The 18335-nt window shown below is 36.4% G+C and carries 18 protein-coding genes; 17 read left to right on the top strand and 1 reads right to left on the bottom strand.

All coding sequences use genetic code 11. From position 1 onward, the window contains the following. The first annotated feature begins 136 nt into the window (after nt 1–136). From WJN01_RS02835 to WJN01_RS02765, 15 genes are all read left to right on the top strand, one after another. Nucleotides 137–1138 carry an AAA family ATPase gene (locus WJN01_RS02835; protein ID WP_370478065.1) on the top strand — a complete coding sequence of 334 codons (1002 nt, stop codon included), beginning with the start codon at nt 137–139 and terminating at the stop codon, nt 1136–1138. Nucleotides 1139–1228: 90 nt separating this feature from the next. Further along, nucleotides 1229–2095: a DUF58 domain-containing protein gene (locus WJN01_RS02830; RefSeq protein WP_445195643.1), complete on the top strand. Its 867-nt coding sequence runs from the start codon at nt 1229–1231 to the stop codon at nt 2093–2095. Between the two features lie 3 nt (nt 2096–2098). Next, entirely contained in the window at nt 2099–3751 is a 1653-nt protein-coding gene (locus tag WJN01_RS02825; RefSeq protein ID WP_445195642.1) for a hypothetical protein, read from the top strand. Beyond that, nucleotides 3751–4755: a vWA domain-containing protein gene (locus WJN01_RS02820; RefSeq protein ID WP_445195641.1), complete on the top strand. Its 1005-nt coding sequence runs from the start codon at nt 3751–3753 to the stop codon at nt 4753–4755. Before WJN01_RS02825 ends, WJN01_RS02820 begins: the two co-directional genes overlap by 1 nt. A gap of 36 nt (nt 4756–4791) precedes the next feature. Next, on the top strand, nt 4792–5829 hold the full coding sequence (locus tag WJN01_RS02815; RefSeq protein WP_445195640.1) for a vWA domain-containing protein: 1038 nt from the start codon (nt 4792–4794) through the stop codon (nt 5827–5829). A gap of 75 nt (nt 5830–5904) precedes the next feature. After that, nucleotides 5905–6774 carry a tetratricopeptide repeat protein gene (locus WJN01_RS02810; RefSeq protein WP_445195639.1) on the top strand — a complete coding sequence of 290 codons (870 nt, stop codon included), beginning with the start codon at nt 5905–5907 and terminating at the stop codon, nt 6772–6774. A 48-nt stretch (nt 6775–6822) separates the two neighbouring features. Then, the gene (locus WJN01_RS02805) at nt 6823–8598 is read left to right on the top strand and encodes a BatD family protein (protein ID WP_445195638.1); all 1776 of its coding nucleotides are present in this window, start codon (nt 6823–6825) and stop codon (nt 8596–8598) included. A gap of 1 nt (nt 8599) precedes the next feature. Next, nucleotides 8600–9358, top strand: coding sequence for an SH3 domain-containing protein (locus WJN01_RS02800; RefSeq protein WP_445195637.1), 759 nt, complete (start codon nt 8600–8602; stop codon nt 9356–9358). A 52-nt stretch (nt 9359–9410) separates the two neighbouring features. After that, on the top strand, nt 9411–9713 hold the full coding sequence (locus tag WJN01_RS02795) for a hypothetical protein (RefSeq protein WP_445195636.1): 303 nt from the start codon (nt 9411–9413) through the stop codon (nt 9711–9713). An 87-nt stretch (nt 9714–9800) separates the two neighbouring features. Continuing rightward, nucleotides 9801–11393, top strand: coding sequence for a SulP family inorganic anion transporter (locus WJN01_RS02790; RefSeq protein ID WP_445195635.1), 1593 nt, complete (start codon nt 9801–9803; stop codon nt 11391–11393). 5 nt (nt 11394–11398) lie between these two features. Continuing rightward, on the top strand, nt 11399–12226 hold the full coding sequence (locus WJN01_RS02785; protein ID WP_445195634.1) for a universal stress protein: 828 nt from the start codon (nt 11399–11401) through the stop codon (nt 12224–12226). Between the two features lie 31 nt (nt 12227–12257). Continuing rightward, on the top strand, nt 12258–12887 hold the full coding sequence (locus WJN01_RS02780) for a carbonic anhydrase family protein (RefSeq protein WP_445195633.1): 630 nt from the start codon (nt 12258–12260) through the stop codon (nt 12885–12887). A gap of 28 nt (nt 12888–12915) precedes the next feature. Beyond that, nucleotides 12916–13572 (top strand): DUF2490 domain-containing protein, encoded by a 657-nt coding sequence (locus WJN01_RS02775; protein WP_445195632.1) that lies wholly within the window; start codon nt 12916–12918, stop codon nt 13570–13572. A gap of 111 nt (nt 13573–13683) precedes the next feature. Further along, nucleotides 13684–15552: a SulP family inorganic anion transporter gene (locus tag WJN01_RS02770; RefSeq protein ID WP_445195631.1), complete on the top strand. Its 1869-nt coding sequence runs from the start codon at nt 13684–13686 to the stop codon at nt 15550–15552. A 3-nt stretch (nt 15553–15555) separates the two neighbouring features. Continuing rightward, on the top strand, nt 15556–16182 hold the full coding sequence (locus WJN01_RS02765; protein WP_445195630.1) for a carbonic anhydrase: 627 nt from the start codon (nt 15556–15558) through the stop codon (nt 16180–16182). A gap of 120 nt (nt 16183–16302) precedes the next feature. Here WJN01_RS02765 and WJN01_RS02760 read toward each other — a convergent pair whose 3' ends face one another. Beyond that, nucleotides 16303–16824, bottom strand: a complete 522-nt coding sequence (locus WJN01_RS02760) for a CvpA family protein (protein ID WP_445195629.1) — start codon at nt 16822–16824, stop codon at nt 16303–16305. Between the two features lie 66 nt (nt 16825–16890). Here WJN01_RS02760 and WJN01_RS02755 point away from each other — a divergent pair, with 66 nt between their 5' ends. Both WJN01_RS02755 and pheS read left to right on the top strand, forming a co-directional pair. Further along, nucleotides 16891–17247 (top strand): hypothetical protein, encoded by a 357-nt coding sequence (locus WJN01_RS02755; RefSeq protein ID WP_445195628.1) that lies wholly within the window; start codon nt 16891–16893, stop codon nt 17245–17247. A 67-nt stretch (nt 17248–17314) separates the two neighbouring features. Further along, entirely contained in the window at nt 17315–18334 is a 1020-nt protein-coding gene (pheS, locus tag WJN01_RS02750; RefSeq protein ID WP_445195627.1) for a phenylalanine--tRNA ligase subunit alpha, read from the top strand. The last annotated feature ends 1 nt before the right edge of the window (nt 18335 follow it).

Genomic DNA, 18335 nt, shown 5'->3' with positions numbered 1-18335 from the left:
TTTTGTTTTAACCAATAATTAACGGTGCTTGCGAGGCTTTTTTAACCAATTTTTAACAGGTTCCCAATAAAAATTTTAACAATTTGCATTGCTCAAATAAGGACTGTATATTCGGGCTTTTAAAATTTTAAACATGATGGAAGAAACAGGTACAATTGATATTAAGTCGATTAACGAAAAAATTGAAAAAGAAAGTGCTTTTGTTGATTTATTGATGCTGGAAATGAACAAAGTCATTGTAGGGCAGAAGCATATGGTTGAACGTTTATTAATTGGCCTTCTTGGGCAAGGACATATACTCCTTGAAGGTGTTCCTGGACTAGCAAAGACCTTAGCCATAAATACCTTGGCACAAGCGGTTCATGGTAGCTTTAGTAGAATTCAGTTTACGCCAGACTTATTGCCAGCCGATGTTACTGGAACCTTAATCTACAACATGAAGGTTAATGATTTTTCCATCAAAAAAGGGCCTATTTTTGCCAATTTTGTTTTGGCCGATGAGATTAACAGGGCGCCTGCAAAAGTACAGGCAGCGCTACTTGAAGCCATGCAAGAAAAGCAAGTGACTATTGGTGATGATACATTCAAGTTGGACAGGCCATTTTTGGTAATGGCTACCCAAAACCCAGTGGAACAAGAAGGAACTTATCCGTTGCCTGAAGCACAGGTAGACCGTTTTATGCTGAAAACGGTTATTGATTATCCAAAAATTGACGAAGAACAACTTATCATGCGCGCCAATTTAAAAGGTGCTTGGGATAAGGTAAATCCTGTGGTTTCTTTGGAGCAAATTTTAAATGCCCAAAAAGCTGTTCGTGAGGTTTATATGGACGAAAAAATTGAGAAATATATATTGGATATCATTTTTGCTACCAGATATCCTGAAAAATACAGACTTACCAGTTTAAAACCATTAATATCTTTTGGTGCATCACCGCGTGGAAGCATCAATTTGGCCAATGCGGCAAAATGCTATGCGTTTATCAAACGTCGCGGTTATGTGATTCCTGAAGATGTTCGGGCAGTTGTTTATGATGTTTTAAGACACCGAATAGGAATTACTTATGAAGCCGAGGCTGAAAACGTAACTTCCGAAGACATCATCAATAAAATAGTGAACGAAATAGAAGTGCCTTAAGATTTCAGATTTTAGAATGACGAATGAGGATTTGTGATTTCTTCAACCTTAGAATTCGTAAATCAAAAATCTACAATCGTAAATCAAATAATGGATACCAAAGAGTTACTAAAAAAAGTACGTAAGATTGAGATCAAGACACGCCGTTTGTCTGATCACATTTTTGGCGGTGAATACCATTCTACCTTCAAAGGTCGTGGTATGACATTTAGTGAGGTGCGTCAATATCAATTTGGTGATGATGTTAGAAGTATTGATTGGAACGTAACGGCAAGGTACAATGAGCCTTTTGTAAAAGTCTTTGAGGAAGAGCGCGAGCTAACCATGATGCTCATGGTAGACGTTTCGGGCTCAGAATTATTTGGTACCACAGAGCAGTTCAAAAATGAAGTTATTACAGAAATCGCCGCTACACTGGCGTTTTCGGCAACCCAGAATAATGATAAAATTGGGTTGATTCTTTTTTCAGACCAAGTGGAATTATACATTCCGCCAAAAAAAGGACGTTCACATGTGCTTCGAATAATCAGGGAACTAATAGAATTTGAACCCGAAAGTAAACAGACCAATATTGCGGAAGCTTTAAAGTTTATGCAAAACGTAATGAAAAAGAAAGCCATTGTTTTTGTGCTTTCCGATTTTATTGCGGACGATTATAACCAAACCATGAAAATTGTTGCTGGAAAGCATGACGTTACGGGTATTAGAGTTTATGATAAACGTGAGGAAGAAATCCCAAATTTGGGCATGGTGCAAATGCAAGATGAAGAAACAGGAGAGATGATGCTGGTAAATACTTCATCAAAAAAAGTAAGGCTCAATTACGCAAAGTTTTACCGAGAAAAGGTAGATTATTACAAGGAAAGTTTTACCAAGTCGGGAGCCGGTGCTATTGATTGCCGCGTGGACGAAAGCTATGTGAAAAAGTTGTTGGGCTATTTTAAAAGAAGAGGATAGAGAATGATTATTGAAGAATTAAGAATGACTAATTTTAAATTGAGGCCATCAAGAGATCTTTCATTGTCCTTTTTCTTGATTCTTTTTTCTTGGTTCTCTTTTGCCCAAGTGATATCAACTATTGATTCAACTTCCATTAAAATTGGCGAACAGATAACCTACCATATTCAAGTGGAAACCGATTCAACAAAACTGGTCGTTTTTCCAGAGGGACAAACCTTTTCTCCTCTCGAAATGATTGAATCCTATGATGTTGATACCTTAAAGAACAGAGACAAATTCAACTTAATAAAAAAGTACGGCCTAACGCAGTTCGATTCTGGTAAGTACATTATTCCACAACAAAAAATTATTGTTGGTGATAAAACATTTTTTACCGATTCCATTCAGGTTGAAGTTAGAAATGTTGAAATCGATACCACCAAAGGGCTATATGATATTAAACCAATAATTGCCGTTCAAAAAGCGCATAGTAATTGGTGGATTTATGTTTTACTAGCTTTTCTAATTATTGGAGCAATTTCATTTTTACTGTATTGGTTCATTTGGCGCAAAAAACCATTGACTGAAGCGGAACAAATAGCATTGTTGCCGCCGTACGACCGAGCAAAATTAGCCCTCAAAAAACTTGATGAGAGCCATTATTTGGAGCATCAAAACATGAAGGATTATTATTCTGAATTAACGTTTATCATCAGAAAATATTTAGATGAAAAGGTTTATGACCGTGCTTTGGAGAGTACTACAGACGAGTTGATTAAGCGACTCACTTTACTTAAAGAAGGTAATCAGGTGGATTTGAGCAAAGATGATATTAAAAACCTTGAAAACATTTTAAAACGTGCCGATTTAGTAAAGTTTGCTAAATCTGCTCCAGATATTGAATTGGCCAAAATCGATAGAGACACTATCGACATAGAAATAGATCATGTTAAGGAAGCTTTGCCAGAGCCCACCGAAGAAGAAAAGCTACTCGACGCCAAATATCGGGAAGAGCAAGAGCGAAAAAAGAAACGTAAAAAAGTATGGATAACTGTTGCCATAAGCGTTTTTCTCTTACTGGTAACCATTACAGGATTCTCGATTAAATATGGTTTCGATTATGTGAAGGATACCATTATTGGCCACGACAGTAAAGAACTTCTTGAAGGTGATTGGGTAACCAGTGCTTATGGGTTTCCGCCAATTACCATCAGCACGCCAAAAGTTTTAAGGCGTACAACACCCGAATTACCCGAGGAAATGGCGCAACAAATAGAGATGACCCAATTTGGCTACGGAAGCTTGATTGATAGATTTCAAATACGCGTCGCTACTACTAAAATCAAAAATTTGGGTGAAAATAAAATAGATATAGAAAAGGCCATTGATAGTGAATTAAACCTATTCGAAAATGCAGGGGCCCAGAATATCATTACAAAAAGAGAAAAATTTGTTACACCAAATGGAGCTGAAGGGTTAAAAGTTTATGGCACAATGGATGCACCAGTTTTAGGAACTGATAAACTTGAAAAAGGAAAATATGTTGTCCTTGGTTTTACGGCCGAGAATGTTGTTCAAGAAGTCATGATTTTCCACAGGGAAAATGATACTTATGCAGAAAAGATTTTAGAGCGCATCCTTAACTCAATTGAACTTAAAAAAGCAGAAAACTAATGTTTGAAGGCATAGAATTTTTAAATAAGGAGTTTTTCTGGTTGTTTTTATTGCTGCCACTGGCCGTGCTATGGTATCTTTTTAAAAACAAAAGGCAAACGGCCGAGCTTAAAATATCCAGCTTAAAGGGGTTTAAAATCACCAATTCTTGGCTACCAAAATCAAGACATTTGTTATTCGTACTGCGTCTATTGGCTTTGGCTTTATTGATTACTGCTTTGGCAAGACCACAGTCGGTTGATGTGTCAACAAAAACAAAAACTACGCGCGGTATTGATATCGTTATGGCTATTGACGTATCGGCCAGTATGTTGGCAAAAGATTTGTCGCCTAACCGATTGGAAGCCCTCAAAAAAGTAGCTGCAGAATTTATTAAAGGTCGCCCTAACGATAGGATTGGTTTGGTGGAATACGCAGGAGAAAGCTACACCAAAACACCAATTACGAGTGACAAAGCCATTGTTTTGCATTCTTTGAAAAGTATAAAGTACAACACCATTATTGAAGGAGGAACTGCCATTGGTATGGGATTGGCAACGGCTGTAAACCGTTTAAAGGATAGTAAAGCAACAAGTAAAGTCATTATTTTATTGACGGATGGAGTTAATAATTCAGGCTTTATCGACCCAAAAATAGCTAGTGAATTGGCTGTAGAATACGGAATAAAAGTTTACACCATTGGTTTGGGAACAAACGGAATGGCTTTATCACCTGTGGCCATTTTACCAAACGGTAATTTTCAGTACGGGCGTATCCAAGTTGAAATAGACGAAGCTTTACTTGAGGAAATAGCCGAAGTTACGGGAGGCAGATATTTTAGGGCCACCAATAACAAGAAACTTGAAGAGATTTACGACGAAATAAATAAACTGGAAAAAACAGAAATAGAAGAATTTAAATTTTACAATTACGATGAAAAGTATCGCCCCTTGGTAATACTGGCAGGATTGTTCCTGTTACTGGAGGTATTATTAAGATTTACGGTTTTCAGAAGTTTTGTTTAGACTTGAATTTTTCAACTTGAAAAACGTTAAACAAAAATGTATCAATTAGACGAAAAAATATGGTTTTGGGCATTGTTGGTTATTCCAGTGGTAGTCTTGTTCTTTTTGTTACTTCAGTTTTGGAGGTATAAAGCGCAAAAAAAATTCGCTGATTCAACATTATTACAAAAGTTAAGTCCAAATCGCTCTGTTTTTAAGGGTGTTTTAAAGATAATTGTACTTAGTTTGGCCTTTTTGTGTTTGGCAATTGCATTGGTCAACCCAAAAATTGGCACAAAGCTAGAAACAGTTAAGCGCGAAGGTGTAGATATTGTATTTGCCATTGACGTATCAAAAAGTATGTTGGCCGAAGATATTGCACCCAATCGTTTGGAAAAATCCAAGCAGTTGGTAACGCAAATCATCAATAATTTGGCAAGCGACCGCATAGGGATTATTGCTTACGCGGGAAGGGCAATTCCACAATTGCCTATTACAACAGATTATGCATCGGCCAAAATGTTTCTACAAAGCATGAATACCGATATGTTGTCTTCGCAAGGAACGGCAATAAATGAAGCCATAAAATTGGCAACTACTTATTTTGATGATGATGAGCAAACCAACAGAGTACTCATTATCATATCAGATGGCGAAGACCATAGCGAGCAGGCAGCTGCGGTGGCAGAGCAGGCCAGCGAAGAAGGTATTAGAATTTTTACCATAGGTGTGGGAGATATAAAAGGAGGGCCAATTCCAATTAAAAAAGATGGCACGGTTTTAAACTATAAAAAGGATAGCCAAGGCGAAACAGTAATAACCAAATTGAATGAAGAAACACTGCAGAATATTGCAGAAGAGGCTAACGGTGCCTACATTAATGGGAAGAATACCAAAGATGTGGTTGAAAGCATCCATGAGATTTTAAACGCTATGGATAAAACGGAGTTTGAGTCAAAGCAGTTTGCCGATTTTAAAGATCAATTTCAGTGGTTTTTAGGCTTTGGCATATTTTTCTTGTTTATCGATATTTTCCTATTGGAAAGAAAAACGGAATGGCTGAAAAAATTGAATCTTTTCAATGAAAATTTGTAACCGATTCAATAATTCCCATTTTTATAAATTTTTTAACGGACAAAAAAGACAATATTTTCTAATTTAGAAATGAAAATGAAGCAATTACTAACGGTTTTATTAATGTTTTCGGTGATTATGTCTTTTTCCCAAGAAAAGGACAAAGCACAATTGTTGGCATTAAAAAAGGCCAATAATTATGTTTATGAAGGCAACAGTTTATTGCAAAATGATGATGTGGTTTCAGCTGAAATGGAATACAGAAAAGCGATTTCAGAACAGCCAAAGTCTGTAGCTGGAGCTTATAATTTAGGAAATACCTATATAAAAAACGGAAATTTTGATGAAGCCATTTTCAGGCTTCAAGAAGCTGCAGAAGCAGCCACTTCAAAATCTGAAAAACACAAAGCATTTCATAACATTGGTAACGTTTTAATGCAAAACAAAAAATGCAAGGAAGCAGTCGAGGCCTATAAAAACGCTTTGAGAAATGACCCTACAGATGACGAAACCCGATATAATTTCGCATTAGCCAAGGCATGTGCTGAACAACAACAAGACCAGCAAGACCAGCAAGACCAGAATCAGGATAAGCAAGACGAAAATAAAGACAACCAAGACCAAAAGGATAAGGACCAACAGGATAATCAAGATCAAGAAAACAAGGAAAATCAGGATAAAGAAGGCAACGATAAAGAGGATAAAAAGGACGAAGGCGACCAAGACAAGAAGGATGGTGAAGATAAAAAGGATGAAAACGGAAAACCTAAAGACGAAAAGCAAGATCAAAGAAAAGGTGATGAAGAAAAGGAGCAACAACAGCCCAAACCACAACCAGGACAATTGTCTCCCCAGCAAATAAAGAACCTTTTGGAGGCCATGAACAATCAAGAACAAAAAGTTCAAGAAAAAATGAATGCTGAAAAGCAACAAGGTGTCATTATCCAAACAGATAAAGATTGGTAGAGGATTTGGAAGTAGGGAAGACCGAAGCCAAAAGTTTTTAACAGAAAAATGAAAATAGTAAAACACATATCCATCATATTATTGGTTTTTGCCACGAGTTTTGTTTCAGCGCAAGTTGAGTTTAATGCAAAAGCGAGCAAAACCACATTGGGAGTTAATGAGAGGCTGCGCATCGACTTTGAAATGAACCAAGATGGGGATAATTTTAATCCACCAGATTTTGCCAACTTTACAGTGGTTGGTGGTCCCAACCAAGCCGTTAGCAATTCATGGATTAACGGCAAGCGCACCTTTAAAAAAACATACAGCTACTTTTTAGCACCAAAATCTCGTGGAAATTTCACTATTGAGCAGGCTACGATTGTAATAGACGGACAGACGTATAAAACCACACCATTAAAAATAGTGGTAACTGCAGCCGTCGATGTTCCAAAGGACCCCAATGATCCTCAATATTTGGCTTCTGAAAACATCCATTTGGTAGCTGAGGTTTCAAAAACCAATCCGTATTTAAACGAGGCCATTACCGTAGTTTACAAATTATACGTTTCACCGAAAATAGCAGTTGACAATTGGAATGAAATAGATACACCAAGGTATAACGATTTTTGGAGCCAAAACATCGACACCCAAGGGCAAAAAGTACAAAACGGAAAATTTAACGGTGAAGACTACAGGTTTTTAGTGCTTCGAAAAACGGTTTTGTACCCTCAAAAAATGGGCAAACTTGATATTGAGCCTCTAACATTGGATATTGCTTTAAGAGTACCAACAAACAGGCGAGATATTTTTGGAAGTTTATTAATGACACGCACAAGCAAAACAGTTTCGGCTGGCAACAAAACCATTAATGTAAAACCATTACCGGAAGTGGGTAAGCCAGTTGATTTTACTGGTGCGGTAGGGGATTTCAATCTTAATGTTTCGGCTTCCAAAACGGAACTTGACGCTACAGAATCATTGCAGGTAAAGGTTGATGTAAGCGGAAATGGCAACTTAAAACTATTCAAATTACCTAAAATTTCCTTGCCAAGTTCATTGGAGGTATACGAGCCGGAACACAAAGAAAATGTAAGAACCAATTTGTCTGGTATGCAGGGTGATATTTCTGATAGTTATACAGTGGTTCCGCAATACAAAGGAAAGTACCCCATACCGAGCATTTCATTTTCATATTTTGACTTGGCTACAGAAAGCTATAAACGGTTGTCTTCTGATGAAATTGTTATCAATGTTTTAAGCGGGCCGTCCAATACTAATGCAAATAATAGCGGCACTTCGGTTGCCAGTGGTAAAAAGCAGGAGGTGGTTTTAAATAGTGATCACTTCGCGTTTATAAAAACGAAAACAGAATTTGAACCTATTAAACAAGAGTATTTCTTTAAAACAAAACTATTTTGGAGTTTATTATTGTTGCCTTTTTTAGTTATTCCTGTTGCTATTGTTATTCGAAATAAAAAAGCGAGCAGGGATGCTGATGTTTTTGGAAATAAAATTAGAAAAGCCGATAAATTGGCGAAAAAGTATTTGAGCAGTGCCAAGAAATCTTTGGGTAAAAAAGAAGCGTTTTACATCGCTTTGGAGAAAGCCTTACATAATTACCTGAAGGCAAAATTGCATATAGAAACGAGCGATTTTAGTAAGGATAAAATTAAAAGTTTGTTAGAACAAAAGCAGGTACAACAGGAAGTGATAAAAGATTTTATTGGTATTATAGAAAGTTGTGATTTGGCGCGCTATACCCCAATAGACAACGTTACGATGCAAGAGGATTACGATAAGGCGGCCAAAACTATTTCATTAATTGATAAGCAAGCACGGTAAAATGAAGCAATTAGTATATATATTAGTTTTTTTATTGACCACGTTTTGTGTTGCTCAAAACCAATCTACGTTTGAAAAGGCCAATGCCCTTTATAATGAAGGTAAATATGCCGAAGCCATTGATAATTATAAAGCTATTTTGAATAGCGGAGTACAGTCTGCCGATTTATATTTTAATATGGGCAATGCCCATTACAAGCTAAATAATATTGCACCTAGCATTTATTATTACGAAAAAGCTCTTCTATTGGCACCCAATGATGAAGACATTAAAAACAACATAGCTTTTGCCAAAAATATGACCATTGATGCCATTGATGTAGTTCCGGAAGCTGGTTTGCCGAAGCTTTTAAACAGTGCAGCAAATAGATTATCATTTGATGGCTGGGCAAAAACTGCTGTTGGGCTGGTTTTTTGTTTTGTTATTTTATTTTTGGTCTACTATTTTTCATATTCAACCTTAAGCAAACGCATGGCTTTTATTGGAAGTTTACTGTCTTTAGGTTTGGTTTTTGTGACGGTGGCTTTCGCTTTCCACAGATATAATTTAGATAAACTGGATAATCCGGCTATTATTTTTGCTCAAGAAAGCAAAGTTAGAAACACACCTAACCAACGTGGTGAAGAGGCGTTTAGGTTGCACGAAGGCACTAAAGTTCAGGTGGATGAATCTTACAACGATTGGAAGAAGATTAAACTTTCAGACGGAAAAACAGGTTGGGTTGCATCGCAGGACATCAGGCTGTTAAACGATTTTTAATAAAAACTTAACGTTAAGAATTGTATATTTACGTTTTTAAAAATTGAATTCAATGCTGAAACAAATCGTTTCCATATTATTAACAACACTGTTTTTGCTATTTTTAATGGCGCCAACAGTTATATCTATAATAGACGATTCGGTTGATGTTTCGGTTTTTTACACTACTTCAGAAGAAGAAGAAAAAGGTGGAAAGAAAACAGCTGAAAAGGAGCTGTTATACTGCAATTTGGAAGCATCAGACCTAAAGTTTTCAATTCTAGAGGATGAGCACAATTTAGAATATTGTGCCAAAAAATATCCTAACCCACATTTAAAATTAACTTCACCCCCTCCTAGGTTACACATATTATAAATTCAATTTTAGCCTTTTTATAGGCCATAATCAATTTTAATTATTGACTTTTTTGGTTCCAAAGCCAAAATAAAACTCATTTATAATATGTTTAAAACTATTAAAAAAGACTTACCAGCGAGTATAGTTGTATTTTTTGTTGCCTTGCCTTTGTGTTTAGGTATAGCTCTTGCCAGTGGGGCACCATTATTTTCAGGATTAATAGCTGGTATTGTTGGAGGAATTGTTGTAGGAGCCTTAAGTGGTTCTAATATTGGTGTTAGTGGACCTGCAGCAGGTTTGGCAGCTATTGTATTAACGGCCATTGGAACTTTGGGGGGTTATCAAAATTTTCTTGTTGCCGTAGTTATTGGAGGTGTAATTCAGTTAATTTTCGGGTTTTTAAAAGCAGGAGTAATTGGATATTATTTTCCTTCATCGGTTATTAAAGGAATGCTTACGGGCATTGGAATTATCATTATTTTAAAACAAATCCCCCATTTTTTTGGCTATGACGCAGAACCAGAAGGTGCCGATAGCTTTTTTGAAGCCTCAGGAGAAAACACATTTTCGGCGATTTTAAACATTTTCGATAATATTACTGTTGGTTCCACTATTATTGGTGTTATTGGCCTTGCCATATTGATTTTATGGGATAGGGTTTTAACTAAAAAAGCCAAAATTTTTCAATTGATACAAGGCCCGTTGGTTGCTGTTATTTTGGGTATTATTTTTTACTCAGTAACACAATCAAACGAAGCATTGGCCATTTCACAGTCACATTTAGTAAGTGTGCCTGTGCCTGAAGATACAGCATCATTTATGGCGCAGTTTAGTTTTCCAAATTTTGCGGTTATTACAAATACAGATGTTTGGATTGTAGCATTCACCATAGCTTTAGTAGCTAGTTTGGAAACTTTGCTTTGTGTAGAAGCTACCGATAAAATAGATCCCCATAAAAACGTAACTCCAACCAACAGAGAGTTGTTGGCACAGGGTACGGGGAATATCATTTCCGGATTGATTGGAGGATTGCCCATTACTCAGGTAATTGTGCGTAGTTCTGCTAATATTCAATCGGGTGGAGAATCTAAAATGTCGGCCATTATTCATGGGTTTTTCTTGCTAATTTCCGTTATTTTAATTCCTAGGTTATTGAATATGATTCCGCTATCTGTATTGGCAGCTATCTTGTTGGTTGTTGGTTATAAATTGGCGAAACCAAAATTATTCAAACAGATGTATGATTTGGGTTGGAAACAATCTATCCCTTTCACGGTAACCGTTCTAGGTATTGTTTTTATTGACCTTCTCTATGGCATAGGTTTGGGCTTATTGGTTGGTATAGTTGTTATTTTATTAAAAAGCTACCAAAATTCTCATTTCCTTCATATTGAAGACAAAAGCAATGGAAAACACAAAATAAAAATGTCTTTGGCAGAAGAAGTAACCTTTTTTAACAAAGGAGCGATTCTTAAGGAGTTGGATAGCTTGCCAAGAGATACATTTTTAGAAATAGATCTGTTAAAAACAAGATATTTAGATAATGACATTATTGAAATTCTCGAGGATTTTCTGTTTAAGGCGAAAGAAAGAAATATTGATATAAAGTTGACCTCCAAGCGTGGAATAGTAGAGAATCCAGAAAGTTTTGTTGAGTTCTTCAGAACAAGACCTCAGTCAAGTTTAAGTTTAAATTAGGTGTCATGAGAACAAATAAATATAAAATATTGGTGCTATCTGATTTGAAAAATTCGGTAGATTCCACTTTAAAAAGCACGGTAAGCCTTGCGAAAATTATTGGAGGAGAAATAACTTTTTTTCATGTAAAAAAAGCATCAGATGTTGTTGAAGATGAAAACCAACTTTCTGCAAAGCGAACCATAAACCAAAAACATTTTGCAACGAAAAAGAAAATTGAAAGTTTAATAAACCCCATAAAAGAAGATTACGGAGTAAACATTACCACATCTTTTTCATACGGTAATGTTAAGCATGAAATAGAAAATTATTTGGAAGAGAACAAGCCAGATATTATCGTTTTGGGAAAAAGAAAAACTAATCGTTTGGGTTTAATCGGCGATAACATTACCAGTTTTGTTCTCAATAATTTTAACGGTGTTGTTATGATAGCTTCCAACAAAAAGGCACTTGAACCAAGTAAAGAAATTGGTTTGGGGATGTTAAATGCTTCAAACAAACAAATCGATTTCGAGTTTGCTAAAGATTTAATAGCAAACACTCAAAAACCTTTAAGATCTTTCAAAATCATAAAAAAGGCTAGTGAAGCAATTGAAGGACAAAATCAGCTTAACGAAAATAATGTTGAGTATGTTTTTGAGCAGGCCGACAATAATATAAAGGTAATCGACAAATATTTGTCAAAAAACAACATTAATTTGCTTTGTATCGATAGGTCATCACACCCAAATAAAAACAAGTTAAGTGCCAAAAAATCAAACATTGAGGAGGTAATAGATAACCTTAATGTTTCATTTTTAGTAACCGGAAGTAGAAATTTAAAGACTAGATAATTTTGACAGCAATAACAGTAAACAATAACGCATGAAAGCACACACCAGAGAAACACAAGCAACGATGACTCCAGAGAAGTCATTGCAATATTTAAAAGAAGGTAATGAACGATTTCAAAATAACTTAAAGGCTAACAGAAACCTTTTAGAGCAGGTTAACGATACAAGTGATGGACAATTCCCCTTTGCTACAATTTTAAGTTGTATAGATTCAAGGGTTTCTGCAGAATTGGTTTTCGACCAAGGTTTGGGCGATATATTCAGCGTTCGTATTGCAGGAAATTTTGTTAACGAAGACATCTTGGGAAGTATGGAATTTGCCTGCAAGTTGGCAGGCACAAAACTTATTGTGGTTTTGGGGCATACTAGTTGTGGTGCTGTAAAAGGGGCTTGCGACCACGCTAAAATGGGTAACTTAACCAAGTTGATTGAAAAAATTGACCCAGCAGTAAATGCTGTTAAAGAGCCTAAAGATGAAAATTTTAGAAACTCTAAAAACTTAGAATTTGTTGACAATGTATCGAAAAAGAATGTGGAGCTAACCATAGAAAGGATACATAAAGAAAGTCCAATTTTAGCCGAAATGGAGAAAAATGGTGAAATCATGATTATTGGTGCCATGTACGATATAAACACAGGAGCGGTTACATTTTACGAATAGATTAGTGCTTTCTAAGGGAATAAATTATATGAAAAAGAAAGCAAGTATGGTAGCATTGGCTTTGTTGCTTATGCTACCTTTTTTTATTCATGCCCAAGACAGTAATTTTGGTAACTGGCTCATTTATATTGGCAACAAAAAGATAAACACTAAGTGGAATGTTCACAACGAGGTGCAATATAGAAATTATAATGCTGTTGGCGATTTAGAGCAATTGTTGCTCAGAACGGGTTTGGGCTACACATTCAACGAAGGAAAAAATAATGTACTTTTAGGCTACGGTTATATTCTATCTGAAAATTATATCGGAAATACCAACAACAAAATTTCGATTAATGAGCACAGAATTTTTCAGCAGTTTACTTTAAAGCAAAATATTGGAAGTGTTAAATTAAATCACAGATATAGGTTTGAACAGCGTTTTGTGACATCAGATTTTAAAATGAGATTTCGCTACTTTTTAAGCCTAAATATTCCCTTCAAAGAAAACAGCCCATTTTATTTTTCGGCCTACAACGAAATATTTTTAAATACTGAAAGCGCCAAATTTGATAGAAACCGATTATATGGCGGGTTGGGTTTTCAAGTTAATGAAAACCTTAAATTGGAGGTAGGATATATGAATCAATTTTTTGAAACTTCAGGCAGAGATCAGTTCAATATCATTGCATTTGTTAATTTTTAAAAATTCTTAATTTAGTTGAAAAAGGAATACTTTTTAATGTAAGGCTTTTTTTTCGGGCCATTATGAATTAAATTTAGGATTCTTATTTAAATCGCAAATAAACATTAACTGATGAAAAACCTCTTCTCGAACTTAAAAGGAGATGCCTTTGGTGGTATTACCGCTGGAATTGTTGCACTGCCATTAGCATTAGCTTTCGGGGTGTCTTCCGGTTTGGGGCCTACCGCGGGTCTTTATGGAGCCATTTTCATTAGCTTTTTTGCAGCACTTTTTGGAGGAACAGCCACACAAATTTCTGGCCCAACAGCACCGATGACAGCTGTTAGTATGGTGGTAATTGCGAGTATCATTGCAGTTAATGATGGTGATGTTTCAAAGGCCATGCCTGTTATTTTAACTGTTTTTTTATTGGCTGGATTAATGCAGATTGGTTTGGGTGTTTTAGGCCTGGGCAAGTACATTAGGTATATTCCTTATCCAGTTGTTTCTGGTTTTATGACCGCCATTGGGGTGATTATCTTATTGACCCAAATTTTGCCATCATTAGGGTATTACCCAAAAGAAGATGCCGAATTTGTTGAAACCTTTAAGCCATTTGCCGAAGAAGCCATTTTAGAGAATATATTGGAGGAAGAAGCAGGTGAGGGCATTTTAGTACTTGAAGATTTTAAAGAAACTATAAGAAGAGCTAATGAAACAAGTCAAGCAGATATTTTAAAAGAATCTAAAACCCTAGCGGCTAAAGAAGCCTCAGGTGCTTTGGGGGCCATAAAAGCTTTACCAAGGGCTTTGCAAAATATTAATTGGTTGGAATTGATTTTGGCGTTAGCTACCATATTTATAATATATGGGTTTAAACGAATAACTAAAGCCTTGCCCAGCACACTGGTTGCATTGCTAGTGGTTTCTGGTGTGGCCGTTGGTTTTGGTTTGGATTACAGACCCATTGAAAAAATACCAAGCGGGTTACCAATACCAAACCTCGAAATTTTTACAAGTTTTAAGCTCAACAGTGTAACACCTTACATATTTACGGCTTTGACATTGGCATTGTTAGGTGCAATAGATTCTTTATTGACCAGTGTTGTGGCAGATAACATGACCAAAACAAAACACAAGCCCAATAAAGAATTGGTAGGTCAAGGTATTGGAAACAGTATAGCCGCAGTTTTCGGTGGTATTCCAGGGGCAGGGGCAACCATTAGAACCGTTGTAAATATTACCTCAGGCGGAAAAACAAGATTATCTGGTATGATTGCCGGAGTGCTTTTATTTGTTATTCTATTGGGATTAGGGCCAATTGCCTCAAAAATTCCAGCAGCTGTATTGGCAGGTATATTAATAACCGTTGGTATTGGCGTAATGGATTATAAAGGCTTAAAGGCTATACCCAGTATGCCAAAGGATATTAAGCTTGGCCCATTAAAACTAAGTTCGGAGGTTTTAATTATGTTGGTTGTGCTGTTTCTATCCACATTTTGGAATTTGGTATATGCCGTTGGTATCGGTTTGGTTATTGCTTCTTTAATGTTCATGAAAAAAATAGGTGATTTAACGGCTGAACGAAGCGATGTTAAACCGCTTAAAGAGGAAGCATGGAAAGATGAATTAGGTTTTCCTGATAATTTAAGGGAAGAAGTATTCATAAAACACATCAAAGGGCCATTGTTTTTTGGTTCAACCAGTGATTTTCAACAGTTAACAGCTCAAATTCCAGACACGGCCAAAATGGTGGTCATTCGTTTGGGGCGTATGCAATATATGGATCAGTCGGGACTTTATGCCATGGAAGACATGCTACAGGATTTGAACAAAAAGAATATTGAAGTGCTTTTTGTTGGGCTGTTAAGCCAACCAAAATACATGATGGAGCGTATTGATATTATTCCCGATTTAATTCCAAAAGAGCATATCTTTGAAAGTTTTAAAGATTGTATGAAATGGTTAAAAACCAACGTTAAAGATACCCACAAACCGTAAGCTATGAATTTAGATAGAGTATTTGAAAACAACAAAGCTTGGATAAAAGGCAAACTTGAAGTTCAAGACGATTATTTTGAAGAACTGGGCAAAGGTCAAAATCCGGAGCTGTTGTATATAGGTTGCAGTGATAGCCGAGTAACAGCTGAAGAACTCATGGGCGCACAACTAGGTGAGGTGTTTGTGCACCGTAACATTGCTAATATGGTCATCAGTATCGATTTGAATGTGATGTCTGTGGTTAATTATGCTGTAGACCATTTAAAAGTAAACCATATTGTAGTTTGTGGGCACTATGCTTGTGGAGGGGTTAAAGCAGCGATGCAATCGGCCGATTTGGGCATTTTAAACCCATGGTTGCGTAATATTCGGGATGTATATAGAATACACAGAAATGAACTTAACCAGATAGCCGACGAAGAAAAAAAGTACGACCGACTCGTAGAATTAAACGTAAAAGAGCAGTGCGTAAACCTTATTAAAACAGCAGCGGTACAAAAAGCATACAGAGACCGAGGCTTAAAAGTACACGGTTGGGTATTTGATGTGCATACAGGAAAACTAATCGATTTAAAAATAGATTTCGAAAAGTATCTACACGACATTATGGAGATTTATCATTTGGATTAATTAAAGGAAAATCCAAATAAGATTGAAAAGCTATCATTAAGAACCATAAGGATATCTTACGCTTTGCAACATGTTAATCCAATGGGCGGAAAAACATAATGAGTAATTTTTTCAATCTTTTTATACTTCACTTTCCAAATCAATATCATCACCACCTTCATTTGGCGATAATATATTCGGGAAAATAATTGGAACCAAAGACTTTACAGGTTTGTAAAGGGCTGTGTCCTGCATGTTTTCCTCGTCAATAAAGGTAATGTTGTTATTCAGTTTATCGAAAATGTTTAAGACCACGCTCAAAATAAGTGCAATTTTTAAAGCGCCAAAAACTCCGCCCAATAGTTTGTTTAGAATGCCGAGGGCAGCAAAGTCGGCTAGTTTGGTCAGTGCTTTTCCGGCCAATGCAATAGCCAAAACAATAACCACAAAAGTTATGGCCAAGGCAGAATATTTTATGGTGTTTTCGTTCCATTCGGTTTTGGTCTGTAAAAAGTCAGCTGCAAAATTGCTAAAATGTATAGCCCCATAAACGCCGGCAACCAAAGCCACTAAAGAGGCTACTTCAACAAAAAGGCCTTTCATAAAACCACGAACAAGCCCAAATAAAATTAAGCCGGCCAAAACAATATCTATTACGCTCATAATTCAGAATTTTGTCAAATATAAGCTAACTTTGCAACTTTTAACGCTTATAGGTTCAATACAAAAATGTCAAGAGACGAGCAATTAAAGGAACGCTGGGATTTGGTGGTTGAAAAACTATCCAAGCAATTTGCAGATGGGGCGCCCATAGATTTAGATGCCATTATTTATTTAATTGGTGTGCAGGAACTTGGGCAGTTAAACCGTAGCTTTAAAAAGGATCAAAAACTTGATTTAATGCACATTGCCATTTGTAAATTGCTGGCACCTTATGGCTATTACGAGCTTGATTTTGTGGATGATGAAGGCTGGCCACATTACAAAGTTTTGGAAGCTTTACCACATTTAAAGGCCGGTGAGCAATCGGTTTTAATGAAAGAAGCCATTGTAAACTATTTTGTAGAAACCGAGTATATTGATTGATTGTCATGCTGAACTTGTTTCAGCATCTCATAAAAAACATTAAATTTGCCATCATTTTTTACGTGTCATGATAGATAAGATAAACGAACTCATAGCTGAAGCCGAAGCTTTTAAAGCTCAATCAAAGGAAGAGATTGAAGCGTTCCGGATTAAATATTTAGGTTCCAAAGGGCTTTTAAAACAGTATTTCGCAGAGTTTAAAAATGTAGCAAACGACCAAAAAAAGGAATTTGGCCAAACTATAAACAAACTTAAAAAAATTGCCGAAGACAAGGTTGATGCCCTAAAAGAGGAGCTTGAAAGCAAGGAAGAAGTAAAAGGCGTTTATGGAGATTTATCTCGTCCAGGTGCGCCTGTGCAAATTGGTGCGCGCCATCCTATTTCCATTGTAAAAAATCAAATTATTGATATTTTTTCGCGTATTGGTTTTAATGTTAGTGAAGGTCCAGAAATTGAAGACGATTGGCACAACTTTACCGCATTGAACTTGCCAGAATACCACCCGGCACGTGATATGCAGGATACATTTTTTATTCAAACCAATCCAGATATTTTATTGCGTACGCACACCAGTTCGGTACAGGTGCGTTATATGGAAAACAATAAACCGCCAATTAGAACCATTTCTCCGGGAAGAGTATACAGAAATGAGGCTATTTCGGCGCGTTCGCACTGTTTTTTCCATCAAGTTGAAGGGCTTTACATAGATAAAGATGTCAGTTTTGCAGATTTAAAACAAACCCTTCAACATTTCACCACCGAGATGTTCGGGAAAAGCAAAATACGTTTACGCCCAAGTTACTTCCCATTTACCGAGCCAAGCGCTGAGGTGGATGTGTATTGGGGATTGGAAACCGAAATAGATTACCGTATTACAAAGGGTACTGGTTGGCTCGAAATTATGGGCTGTGGTATGGTAGACCCCAACGTTTTGGAAAACTGCGGTATTAATTCTAAAGAATATTCTGGGTTTGCCTTTGGTATGGGCATAGACCGTATTGCTATGCTGCTCCATCAAATAGGCGATATCCGTTTGTTGAGTGAAAACGATGTGCGCTTTTTAGAGCAGTTTAAGTCTGCTTTGTAGT

The organism is Tamlana sedimenti, from assembly GCF_038148895.1.
GTDB lineage: Bacteria > Bacteroidota > Bacteroidia > Flavobacteriales > Flavobacteriaceae > Tamlana.
The sequence above is the reverse complement of the archived record's forward strand: the minus strand, read 5'-3'. Positions and strand labels throughout refer to the sequence as shown.